Raw genomic sequence first — 11,821 nt, forward strand, 5'->3', positions numbered from 1 at the left:
ACAAAAGAGGGAGGATGATGCAGTAATGAAGGGTTTAGTCAAAGCTGCAGTTTTAACTGTTACTCTTGGTATTGGAGGCGCTTTCTATTCAAGTGGTGCATCTGCGCACGGGTATATAAAAGAGCCCGTCAGCAGAGCGTACATGGGAGCATTAGAGAAACAAACATTGGGCTGGACGGCCGCTGCGCAGAAATATGGCTCCGTCATTGATAATCCTCAGTCTGTAGAAGGGCCGAAAGGATTTCCGGCTGCTGGTCCGCCGGATGGAAGAATTGCGTCTGCAAATGGGGGATCGGGACAAATTGACTTCGGTTTAGACAAGCAGACTGCAGATTATTGGGTAAAACAAAACATCCGCGGCGGTTTTAACACCTTTACTTGGTACTACACGGCCCCTCATGCGACATCAAAGTGGCACTATTATATCACCAAGAAAAACTGGAATCCGAATAAACCTTTGTCAAGAGATGAATTCGAATTAATCGGAACGGTAAACCACGACGGTTCCAAGGCAGATACGAATCTGACTCATAAGATTTTTGTGCCGACTGATCGAAGCGGGTATCATGTCATTTTAGGGGTATGGGACGTTGCGGATACTTCCAATGCCTTCTATAACGTCATCGATGTAAACCTTACACAATAATCTATGAATTACTGATCGGCTGCATGTTGATACATCGGCCGATCTTTTTAGTTTTAATGTGTGAATGAAAAGGGGAAAAACAGCAGAGCGCCATAAACATTTCATTTATGGCGCCGTACGATCATGGAGGTGCTGCTGACATGGATGCGGAGGTAAGAGGATTCTTAATAACCGCCGAGGAAAGAAGCCCCAACGATGATTAATAAAATGAATAGCACCACGATTAACGCAAAGGAGCTACCATAACCACTTGAGAATCCCATATAATCTCACCTCCTAAAGAGGATTAATACATATTATGCCGAAATGAAAAGTTTGATAGGGATGCTAGTTTACTTTTTGAAAAAAGTTTTTTTAGTCTATATTTCCTTTACATGACCATCCGTTAAAATGAGTAAAAGGAGGCATCGTACTGCTTCCTGTAATAGAAACGGGTAGGCTCATACATTGAGAAGTTGCGAAGAGGATGCGCAGCTGGCTTGTTTTTTAAAAAATGAAAATGTAACACGCTATTAGGATTGGAACCTTTTGATTCAACGGAACAGGCTGAAGAAATGATTGGTTGGTTTCAAGAGCAGTATCATGAAAAAAGGGAATGAGATGGGGAATCGAGAAAAAAGATGCGAAGGGCATAATCGGAACCATGTATCAAAACGGATTGCCTGATGATACACGCGTATACTCCATTCCGAATGGGAACGTTAACGATCTAAATAGAAGAACTTCAAGTGTTCTGCGGTAAATAAAAAAAGCCGATGAAGGCTTAACATGGATTAGACGCTGTAAAGCATTTTTTTGCTGTGCTTTCTGCAGACGGAGTTTGATTGTAAGAAACGATTCCGATAATCACTAACAAGATGATGAACACCAATATGCTCCACAACACTATTTTTAAAGACTTTGACATGGTATACCCTCACTTTGAAAGACTTTACCGGGGCTGCGATCGGAGCCCGCACTTCAAGTATAGTCGTTATAACGGTGAAAAATGTGCAGTCCAGTTAAAAAAAAACTTGCGGGCGCTGCCGCAAGTTTTCTCCGTATTAAGGTCTGTGGAATTCAATATGCTGATTATCACGATCGAACCACCCTCTGAATGCCCAATTGATCCAGCCCCCGTCTCCTTTGTTATCGAAGGACCCGTCTTCGAAGACCCAGATTCCGTAAGTAATACCGTCATAAACGGCTGATCCGTAAAACTGAACGCCGTTAAAGCGGTCTTCATATTCTTGATTTAAGTTGAACACCATGACGTTGTACTTCTGTCCTGATGCGTAAAATGTTGTTTCCATGACATTTTTTACCCAGCCGGTTCGGTTTTGATCTGACTTAACCGCTTCAGCAATGCGATCTGAAATTCCGAGAACATCTACGTTTACGTTCAGCCCGGCATCAACACCTGCTGCTTTTACGTTTTGGTCTGCTGTTTGGGATAATTTACTTTCTAATGGATTTGCAACGGGTGAAACGTGAGGCGCGTTTGCGTGTTCAGACTGACTGGCTGCTGAGGCACTGGCTGTGAAAGGAATTGTTAGAGATAAAGCTAAGCATGATCCGACTATCGTTCTGGCGATTTTCATGGCTATGACCTCCTGAGGAAATTTTTAAAAATTGTTGCAAATTCATGGTATCGCAGAAAAATTGACCAAGCAAAGAGTAGATTTTCTCAAAAGTCATGTCATTCTATTTGTGTTGTTTTCTGTAAATGAAATACTTTTAATTAGGCGAAAAGGGAAGAAAATAATAGAGTCTTTTTATGTATTGTGATAGGATGACCGGATTTTGGGTGAAAATAGCCCGGAGAAACGCCATAATAAGAAAAACACCCGGAGTTTACCGGGTGTAAAAAGTGTTGATATGTCAAGTTAGCAGCATTTTTTACATTTTTTGCATTTTCTTTTATAAACAACGATGTAATCATAATCAAGATGCTTTTTATCTTGTTTCTTCTTTTTTTGTTTAGGCTGCTTTGGGTGGTGATCATAATGTCCGTTCATTTCCATGTCCATATCCATACCCATATCCATACTCATATTCCTCCTTTTTTCATCTGACGGTAGTATTCTATGACAGTAAGCATGGATGGCTTGGACAAATGAAACGGTATGCTGAAAAAGAGGCATCTCATTCGGTATAAAAAACAGGATCATACCCGCCCGATAGAAAAGAGAGGAGATGATCCTGATATTGAGACCCTATTTGATAACCGCAATTGCAATGCCGTACCCTTTTTCAGAACTGTATAAGGCTGTCAGTTTCAATACCTTCCAGCCTTCCGCGGCTTTAGTCCCGATTCCGTTATGAGCCGTGATATAATCTCCCGGGCTGACCGTACTGTCGACCCGTACGTAATGCCGGCCGTTGAGTCCGACAATGTGCCATTCGTCTCTGGCCGCGCGTGCTTCATAGTCAGCTTCAAGAGCCGGACTGCAGTCTGGGTTTTGTTTCGGCACGCGTACCGTTTCTCCTGTTTCCTCGTCAGTCACATTTTCGTATATGAAACCGCCGAACTCGTTTGTCAAAAAGCGGCTTTGCCATCCGAAGCTTGCGGCTCCTGAGATAAAAGCGGCTGTTTCTGAAATGACGCCGAGCATGTAATCTCCGACGTGAGCCGATTCAATTTTTTCGCCTTTCACTGTGACGATTGTCCCGGCGGGAATTGTCTGGCCGGTTACACTTTCAAAATATTCTCCGTACCCTGACAGGGAAGAGGTGACAGCTCCGGCGAACGTACCGTGGCCGCCCGCTGAATCCAATTTCCATTTGATGGACTGATGCCCTCCGGCAACCGTGTATGGTTCTTCCAATGTAATGCTTTCTGATGACAGAATCGTTCTGGAGACTTTGCTGCCCGTAATATGGACATTGTTTGAAGCGGCGATAAATGCCCTTGAACCTTCAGAACTTGAACCTCCGGAAGAGCTGATGATCGCATTTCTGTCACCTCTGGCTGTAATATCGCCTGTTCCCGCAATAACGGCGCTTGTCGGGTTGAATGCAAAACCGGAGCTGGTCGCGAGCTGTGCGCCTCCCTTTAAATTGACGGGGATCTGCTCATAAGTCTGTCCTTTTATAGATGCGGCCGCGCTGTAACCTTCCGCTTGCACCCCGAGAATGACGGCCTGACTGTTAGGGGACGTAATTCCGACGGAACCGCCGTCTCCGATCATCGTACCGTTCATAATATTTACGTTATATTGGCCTCCTCCGATTGAGATGCCTTTAGGAGATGACTTGTATATATCAAAATTTAAAATTTTAACATAATCGGTTTTATTTGATCCGCCGGATATATTGATGTCAACACCGGCTTGTGTAAAGCCGCGTATTTTAATGCCGTTGATCGTGATATTTTGACTGCGGTATTGAAGAGCCACGACTGGATTCCCGCCATAGTCGTATGAGGGATCACCAATAGCTGTGAATCCGTTTACATTAACGTTTTTATAGGCAGAGATGACCAGCGCCCTCGGGGTCACACCGTCATAGAGAGCATTGAATACCGGTTCAATCGCGGTGCAATCGGTTAAAGTAACATCATAAGCCGTCGTGCTTTCGGGGTCTGAGGCCTGATGATGGCCGATATGACGAATATCAAATGAACGTACATCACGATACGAAACATGACCGATAATATGAACATTTTGAGAAGCCGGCCACAGGCTGTGCGCCTTTACCTCAATCCCGCGGATATTTCCGCTCGTATAGTTATTTAAAAGCCATACATGTTTAGAGCCGTCGTCAATTTCAATGCCGTTCGAGTTTGCGCTGCCCTCAGCATGCTCTGTGCCGCGGGGGTTTCCGGAATGGCAGTTGGAGATGAAAATATACTCGCTGTAATGGGTGGTAATGCCGTCGTCTCCGGCGCCGTATGCCACACAGTTATCAATCCATATATATCGGCAGCCGTCTTTCGTCCATTCTGTTTCAGGCAAATGATCGTAAGTCGGAGATGTAATATCAATACCATGGAGACCCGCGTTAACCGTTTCAACATTCTTAATCCAGCCGTATTGCACATTAGCAAACGTTAAACAGCTGGAAAACTGTCCTCCGGGGTTCCTGACCCCGCATTGACGATCAGGATTCCAGTCTAAAGTCATGTTTTCCACAAAAATATTACGGTTTCCATTTTCGTAATCATCGTTAGTAATGACCCATTCGAATGCGGGAGTGTCCTCATGAAGCTTAAGCACGGTAATCCCTTGTCCCTCACCGGAAATGGTAGTCCATGAGGGGAGTTTTATCCCTTGAACCAAAAATTCTCCTGCGGGAACATTTACTTTGACCCGGCCGTTCCCGATCGCTCTCCGAAAAGCTTCTGTATTGTCCCGGCCGTCAGGGACCGCTCCGTAGTCCTCCACATTCACTTCCCGGGTGATTTTATTCATAAGCATTTCGTATTCTGTATCAAGCCGTTCTTTTAAAAGTGAGGTGACCATTCCTTCCGCCGTCACCCGGGCATCTGCGATCTCAAGATTATCATCCGTTGCGGAATGCTTAATAAAATTCTGCATCCTTGCTTTGAGATGCTCCAATTCAGAGGGCTGTGCAGGGCGAGACTGCAATGGGGCGTTTAAAGACGGATCAGGAAAGTTTTTAAATTGAACCATTCTAAAGACACCTCTTTCTTTTGATATAAGCGCCTGAGGCAGGGGACAGAAAAGAGTCGCGCGCCCTTTAAGCGCTTATTCTTCAAATTCTTTATTCAGAACGAAATTCCTTTTGAAACCAAGGTGAAATTTTAAAAAAGCTCTGTTGAAAGAACGGATATAAAGCTTTGCATTATTGTAATTGAAGCTGTCATGTGAAAATGGAGGAAAAAACTGATAGGAGGGGCCCTCATTTTAGGTTTATTCTCATTGGCTTCGCAGTGCTTCCTCTTCGGCTGCATACACACCAAAATCAACATTCTTATCAGTTAAATGGTATAATGGGGCACGGATTGGTCATCAATACGACTGAAATAGGGAAGCAAAAGGAGCAGCGAAAATGACTTTACAAATCAAAATTAAATATTCAGATGATACGCAAACGAGAATCAGTAAAATTGAACAGGGCGATTGGATTGATTTGCGGGCAGCTGAAGATATAACAATCAAAAAAGGTGAATTCAAACTTATCCCGCTTGGAGTTGCGATGGAACTGCCGGAAGGATATGAGGCCCATGTCGTTCCGCGTTCAAGTACATATAAGCATTTCGGTATCATTCAGACAAATTCAATGGGAGTCATTGATGAATCTTATAAAGGCGACAATGACTTCTGGTTTTTTCCTGCATTCGCGCTTCGGGATACCGACATTTCCAAGGGGGAGCGGATCTGCCAATTCAGAATCATGAAGAAAATGCCTGAAGTGGAGCTGATCGAAGTAGACAAGCTCGGGAACAATGACCGCGGCGGACTGGGATCAACAGGCACGAAATAAAACGAAAAAAGACTGCTTAACAGCAGTCTTTTTTTTATGGAAACAGCAGTTACATTCAATTTGTTTCGGGGATTCTTGAATTGGGAAATCATACGTCACGTTCGAATTTGACTTCGAAATAAGCGGCCGCTCCGTAACCGTCTATGCCGGCTCAAATATTGATAAAATGATTTCCCTGCAGTCCTCACTCTCCTCCAAAACTGGAGAAGGGTTTCATTTTTATCATTTAAGCCTTCCGTCTCTTTGAACAGAAAGACTTTTTTAGGTTAAAGGATAGAAGTTGTTTTGATGTTTTTATTCTTCAAGATGAACGGAGGTTTTGTCCAACGTATATAATATTGTGACAAAAGTGTAAACAAAAGAAAGGATGATGTTATGGCAAAAAGGGTTAGAAGAGTAGACCGTAAAGCAGCTGGCAAAGAGGCAGAGCAGAAGAAACCGTCCAAAGTCACCCTGTTCTGCCGTTCGCTTCAAAGGCTGAAGCATTTGTATTGTAACATAAACATACAAATGCCATCAATAACCAAAAAAGGAATTTTAGTTTTAATTTTACCGTTTTTGCTTCTGCCGTTCTTTCGGGCTGATGCCGCTTCAGATATTTACGGCGGTTTCGAGGAATTAAAGCTGAATGAAGATCCTTCCGATTTTTCCATTTCAACGCGAGAGCATGACCCTTCTGTCCTCATATTAGCTATACACGGCGGAGGCATAGAGCCGGGGACCAGTGAGTTAGCCAGAGAAATTGCCGAAAACCGGAGTTTATATTTATTTGAAGGGTTAAAATCAGCCGGTAATGCGGCTCTGCATTTGACAAGTTCGCATTTCGATGAACCGAAGGCCGTGCAAATGGTGAAAGAGCACTCTCATGTCATTTCATTGCACGGTTACGGCAGTGATGATAAAAAGATAAAAATCGGCGGTACGGACAGAGAACGGGCCGAACTTTTGACCGATGTGCTGAAACGGCACGGGTATCCTGCCGTTCTTCTTGGCATAAATGATAAATATGCAGGCGTCAGTCCGAACAACCTTGCCAATCAATCTTCATCCGGATTGAGTATTCAAATCGAAATGAGCACCGGCTTCAGAAAATCACTATTTGACACTTTTACGCTGAAAAGCAGAGCATCCACACAAAATGGGACCTTTTATCAATTCACAAAAACGATTTCTGATTTTATCACTGAAAATTACCAATAAGCACGCCTATTTTGCCGGCGGGGCTTTTTCTTTTGAAATTTATGAAACTTTAAGTTCTTAAGATCGTATACATAATTGACAGGATGAAAGAAAAGAGGTGGGCAAATGAAAGTGATGATCGGGTCTATCATTCTTCTTGTCATCATCGGATTCGGTTTATGGCTGATGCTTAGTCCAATCTTTAAACAAGTGGGAAGCGGAGCCAAAAAATTCAAAAAGTCATGGGAGGAAGAAGATCAGCATGAGCGAAAATAAGCGCGGAAACACAAAAAAAATTATCGGCGGTGTGATTATAGGTGCAGCCCTTTTAATTGCGGGCGTTACAGCGTCACTATTCATTGAAAAAATACCGAACGGTTATGTCGGGGTTGTATACTCACCGAATGGCGGGGTAAAATCCGACACATTGGACCAAGGCTGGCACTTAGTCGGATTATTTAATAAAGTAACGGAATATCCGGTGCGTATGCAGACAGTGAATAATGAAAATATAAAAGTGGCAACCTCAGACGGTAAAAATATAGAAATGGATATCGCTTACAACTATGTCGTGCAGCCTGATAAAGTAGTCGATCTGTTTAACAAATTCGGAGCGGTAGACGTTGAAACGATTGAAAATACATATTTAAAAACAAGGCTGTGGGATGCGGCGCGAAAATCAATCAGCAAATACTCGGTTATTGACACGTACGGGCAAAAATCTGCAGAAGCCGCTGCCGATGTTCAAAAGAGATTTGCTGATGATATGAAGAGTCTTGGATTTTTAATTGATGATCTGACGCTTGGCGTACCGAAGCCGGATAAAGCCACACAGGAAGCTATCGATGCAAGGGTGAAGTCTTCACAGGAACTTGAACGGACACAAACTGAAATTAAAATAGCCGAAGCCGAAGCGAAAAAGAAAAAAATTGAAGCGGAAGGGATCGCTGATTATAACGAAATCATAAAGAAATCAATGTCCGATGAAATGATCAAATATAAATGGATTGAAAAATGGGACGGAAAAACGCCGAAAGCGACAGGCACAGACTCACTGCTGCAGCTGCCGCTGGACGATCAGAAGCAAAAATAAAAAGAGAAGGAGGCGATTGCCTCCTTTTTATGTTTTTTCCTGAGGGTCTTTTTCCGGCACTAATTCTTCAGACGCCTCGGTTTGATAGCTCCATAGCGTGCTATCCGTCTCTGTTGTGTCCTGATAATCTTCGGGAAGTACATATTGCTGCAAATACCGGTGAAAGAATGCCTCAAAAACAGAAATGCAAAGTGCAGAGATAACCGATGCCGCGGCAGGAGAGACATTAAATCCGCCAATGTTCATAAGGAATATCCATAATATAATGAATGAAATCCCGAAATCAGCTGCAACGGCTGTGAAATTGCTTGTTCTCGGCAGAATCATGCAATCACCCGCAAAATAAGTGATTAAACTTAAGATCACTGTAATAAACAGAACGTTTAAAAAGGTTACTTGGTACATAAGATCCAGAACAATGTACAGTAAAGCAAGTGTGAGCGCCGTTTTAGAAGCGAAAGCAATTACGTGTTTCATTTGAACCACCTTCGTTATTTCGTTTAGTATTCATTGTAAGCAATCCGCAAATTTTTAAACTGGTATATAGTGGTTATAAAGCATACGTTTTAATAAAATGTGAATAGACATCACAGGATTCGCAAGTTAAAATATGTAAAAAGGGGGATGCAAATGAAAAAATACTGGATATGTATTGCTGTTTTTTTATTATGTTTTAGCGGAATACACTCAGCTAAAGCGGCTACCACTGAATTCGGATCAAAAACAAGCTTCACTTTGGAGGGAAATGCAAAAGAGTTTCATATTGAAAATCCGGGGGCTGTAGCTGCCGACGATTACTTTTTAGGATATAAGTTCACCATAATGAACAACTCTTCGTGCGGTTTAAGCATGAAACTCCAGCGGATGGCGCTGAACGGGAATTTTTATACATTAAGTTCTAAAAACTACAGCGGCAGCTGGTTAAACCTCAGTGCCCAGGATAAAAAATCAATTGATCCGTATCACAAATACAGAATTCTGGTTGAAAGTTCTTCAAACGTCTGTGGCCCCGTCTATATTAAAGGGTTTTACGGTGTAGAATATTATCATTTTGATTGAAAATAGATACTCGCTAAAGGCAGCGGGTTTTTTTATATTTAAATATAACTTATTGTACTATGTACTAAATATTCATATATAAATTTTAATGCACCCGTCCAAAAAAAACATAAACAAAAGTAAATTCATCACGCACAAATATACAAAGTTGAAAAACGAATGAAAAGTTTCTCGAGGGAAACATTATTAGTTGACTTCAAAAGTGTGATGTCGGATAATAAGAATGTAAGTTTTTCCTCCTTAGCAGATTCGTTTCTTAAGCCAGGGCGAATCTGCTTTTTTTATGCAAAAAAACCCCTTACAGAGGGGTTTTTTACGATAAATGAAGTTTAATAGAATTAATGTACGGCTCTGAATACGCCGATAACTTTCCCCAAAATGCTTACGTTTTGCAGGATAATCGGCTCCATCGTCGGATTTTCCGGCTGCAGCCGCACATAATTGTCTTCTTTATAGAAGCGCTTGACCGTCGCTTCATCATCTTCGGTCATAGCTACGACGATTTCTCCGTTATTGGCCGTGTTCTGCTGTTTGACAATGACGTAATCTTTGTCAAAAATGCCGGCGTCGATCATACTTTCTCCCATGATTTCTAACATAAAGACATGTTCGCCCGGAGGAACCATCCGGTCAGGAAGCGGAAAATACTCGTCGATATTTTCAACAGCCGTAATCGGAATACCCGCCGTCACTTTCCCGATGACCGGAACGTTTACGACCTGGCTTTTCGGAATGTGGACTTCTTCTTCATCCAATATCTCAATCGCCCTCGGTTTAGTTGGGTCCCGTCTGATCAGGCCTTTTGTCTCCAGCCGCGCCAAATGGCCGTGCACGGTTGAACTGGAAGCCAGTCCTACTGCTTCTCCTATCTCTCTTACAGAAGGCGGATATCCTTTCGTTTTTACCTCTTCTTTAATAAAACGCAGGATATCAAGCTGCCTTTTTGATAGCTTCGTCATATTTCGCACCTCAAAACGTCGATTTTAAGTAGATTATAGCATGATTTTCCTGACAGTACAAACATAGGTTCGAAAAAACGATTGACAGAAACGTTTGTTCGTATATACTGAAAGATATAAAAAGCGAACAAACATTCTTATCGGAGGTTGTTTACATGGCGAAAGAATCTATTATATTTGTCGGACTGTTTACTGCGATTTTAAGTGCCGCTATTTTACTTGTCTCATGTGCGGGAAATGATCAGTCCCTCAGCCAATATGTTAAAATAAAGGTTCAGGACGGCGATACACTCTGGTCACTTGCGGATCATGTAGCAGAAAAGAAACACATTAATAAAGAAGATTTCATTGAGTGGGTGACGGAGAATAATCATCTCCAAACTGCTGATATAAAGCCCGGAGACGAACTTATTCTTCCGGTTAAGAAAAAGCATCCGGCCGTATATCAGCTGGCCATTGTCAATTAGAGAGGAAAGAGAGAAATGAAGGCGCTCATTTATGCCCGCGTAAGCACAAACAAAGAACAGCAGCAAACGTCATTAAAAAGACAGGAAGAGGAGCTCAGTGAGATCGCTGCTGCAAACGGCATGGAAGTCGTGAAAGTCATTTCTGAGAAAGCCAGCGGTTACGAAATGGACCGCGACGGAGTATTTGAAATGCTTGATGAAATTAAAAAATCACATATTGACGCGATATTGGTGCAGGACGAAACGAGATTGGGAAGAGGAAACGCCAAGATTGCGCTTTTGCATTGCATTTACAGGGAGAACGTAAAAATATATACGACGGCTCATAAAGGTGAACTGGAGCTTTCCGAAGCTGATTCGATGGTACTCGAAATCGTCAGTATTGTTGAGGAATATCAAAGGAAAATTCACAATATGAAAATCCGGCGGGGAATGAAAAGAGCCGTGAAAAACGGCTACAAACCTGAACGGAATCTGAAAAACAGACATGAAAACAGCGGAAAAGAAAAAAAAGAGGTTCCGGTTTCGGAAATTATCAGGCTGAGAGCCAACAAGCTTACCTTTGCAGAAATCGCAGCGACCTTAAGGGGATTCGGCTACGATGTGTCCAAAGCCACGGTTCACCGGCGGTTTCAGGAATATACCGCAGACACAGAAGGCAGCTGACGCGCATCAGTTGTAAAAAAGACTGCGTTTTAGTAGTATATAATCAACACGCACCAAAGGAGCTTATTATGATTTCTAAAGAAAAAATCGCAAGAATTAACGAATTGGCTCAAAAAGCTAAATCAAACACGATAACGGATGAGGAAAAAGCTGAACAGCAAAAGCTTCGCCAGGAGTATTTGAAAGGATTCCGCTCCTCAATGAAAAATACGTTAAAGAGCGTAAAAGTGATTGATCCGGAAGGCAACGATGTCACCCCTGAAAAATTAAAAAGAGAACAACAGAAAAATAATCTTCATTAAACAGAAAGAATACGGCAATACGT

15 protein-coding genes are annotated in these 11,821 nt (G+C 42.4%); 9 read left to right on the plus strand and 6 right to left on the minus strand.

Features of this window, described 5'->3' with window-relative positions; translation table 11 throughout:
- The first annotated feature begins 25 nt into the window (after positions 1–25).
- Positions 26–646, plus strand: a complete 621-nt coding sequence (locus tag NYE42_RS09895) for a lytic polysaccharide monooxygenase (protein WP_015239922.1) — start codon at positions 26–28, stop codon at positions 644–646.
- Positions 647–810: 164 nt separating this feature from the next.
- Here the strand turns inward: NYE42_RS09895 and NYE42_RS09900 are convergent, their stop codons facing one another.
- From NYE42_RS09900 to NYE42_RS09915, 4 genes are all read right to left on the minus strand, one after another.
- Positions 811–909 carry a YjcZ family sporulation protein gene (locus NYE42_RS09900; protein WP_352426984.1) on the minus strand — a complete coding sequence of 33 codons (99 nt, stop codon included), beginning with the start codon at positions 907–909 and terminating at the stop codon, positions 811–813.
- Positions 910–1,689: 780 nt separating this feature from the next.
- Positions 1,690–2,226 (minus strand): hypothetical protein, encoded by a 537-nt coding sequence (locus NYE42_RS09905; RefSeq protein WP_007410338.1) that lies wholly within the window; start codon positions 2,224–2,226, stop codon positions 1,690–1,692.
- 285 nt (positions 2,227–2,511) lie between these two features.
- On the minus strand, positions 2,512–2,673 hold the full coding sequence (locus NYE42_RS09910) for a hypothetical protein (protein WP_265450959.1): 162 nt from the start codon (positions 2,671–2,673) through the stop codon (positions 2,512–2,514).
- Positions 2,674–2,841: 168 nt separating this feature from the next.
- A complete protein-coding gene (locus tag NYE42_RS09915; protein WP_007410336.1) occupies positions 2,842–5,259 on the minus strand; it encodes a peptidase G2 autoproteolytic cleavage domain-containing protein in 2,418 nt (805 codons plus the stop codon).
- A gap of 379 nt (positions 5,260–5,638) precedes the next feature.
- Here NYE42_RS09915 and NYE42_RS09920 point away from each other — a divergent pair, with 379 nt between their 5' ends.
- The 4 genes from NYE42_RS09920 to NYE42_RS09935 all read left to right on the plus strand — a co-directional run bounded on the left by NYE42_RS09920 (position 5,639) and on the right by NYE42_RS09935 (position 8,345).
- Entirely contained in the window at positions 5,639–6,073 is a 435-nt protein-coding gene (locus tag NYE42_RS09920) for a dUTP diphosphatase (protein ID WP_003154017.1), read from the plus strand.
- Between the two features lie 375 nt (positions 6,074–6,448).
- Positions 6,449–7,273, plus strand: coding sequence for a poly-gamma-glutamate hydrolase family protein (locus tag NYE42_RS09925; RefSeq protein WP_352426985.1), 825 nt, complete (start codon positions 6,449–6,451; stop codon positions 7,271–7,273).
- Between the two features lie 105 nt (positions 7,274–7,378).
- Entirely contained in the window at positions 7,379–7,528 is a 150-nt protein-coding gene (locus NYE42_RS09930; protein ID WP_007410334.1) for a hypothetical protein, read from the plus strand.
- Entirely contained in the window at positions 7,515–8,345 is an 831-nt protein-coding gene (locus NYE42_RS09935; protein ID WP_007410333.1) for a prohibitin family protein, read from the plus strand. Before NYE42_RS09930 ends, NYE42_RS09935 begins: the two co-directional genes overlap by 14 nt.
- A 27-nt stretch (positions 8,346–8,372) precedes the next feature.
- On the opposite strand, the gene NYE42_RS09940 is transcribed toward NYE42_RS09935, so the two are convergent.
- Complete coding sequence (locus NYE42_RS09940) at positions 8,373–8,822, minus strand: YndM family protein (protein ID WP_003154009.1); 450 nt, start codon at positions 8,820–8,822, stop codon at positions 8,373–8,375.
- Between the two features lie 153 nt (positions 8,823–8,975).
- Here NYE42_RS09940 and NYE42_RS09945 point away from each other — a divergent pair, with 153 nt between their 5' ends.
- Positions 8,976–9,404, plus strand: a complete 429-nt coding sequence (locus NYE42_RS09945) for a hypothetical protein (protein ID WP_003154006.1) — start codon at positions 8,976–8,978, stop codon at positions 9,402–9,404.
- 338 nt (positions 9,405–9,742) lie between these two features.
- On the opposite strand, the gene lexA is transcribed toward NYE42_RS09945, so the two are convergent.
- Positions 9,743–10,363 (minus strand): transcriptional repressor LexA, encoded by a 621-nt coding sequence (gene lexA / locus NYE42_RS09950; protein ID WP_076424212.1) that lies wholly within the window; start codon positions 10,361–10,363, stop codon positions 9,743–9,745.
- A gap of 155 nt (positions 10,364–10,518) precedes the next feature.
- Between lexA and yneA the strand changes: the two genes are divergently transcribed.
- From yneA to NYE42_RS09965, 3 genes are all read left to right on the plus strand, one after another.
- Positions 10,519–10,830: a cell division suppressor protein YneA gene (yneA, locus tag NYE42_RS09955; RefSeq protein WP_003154001.1), complete on the plus strand. Its 312-nt coding sequence runs from the start codon at positions 10,519–10,521 to the stop codon at positions 10,828–10,830.
- Between the two features lie 15 nt (positions 10,831–10,845).
- Complete coding sequence (locus tag NYE42_RS09960; protein ID WP_003153998.1) at positions 10,846–11,496, plus strand: recombinase family protein; 651 nt, start codon at positions 10,846–10,848, stop codon at positions 11,494–11,496.
- A gap of 68 nt (positions 11,497–11,564) precedes the next feature.
- Positions 11,565–11,798: a DUF896 domain-containing protein gene (locus NYE42_RS09965; protein WP_003153997.1), complete on the plus strand. Its 234-nt coding sequence runs from the start codon at positions 11,565–11,567 to the stop codon at positions 11,796–11,798.
- Positions 11,799–11,821 lie beyond the last annotated feature (23 nt).

This window comes from Bacillus sp. FSL K6-2865, assembly GCF_040311405.1.
Classification (GTDB): domain Bacteria; phylum Bacillota; class Bacilli; order Bacillales; family Bacillaceae; genus Bacillus; species Bacillus velezensis.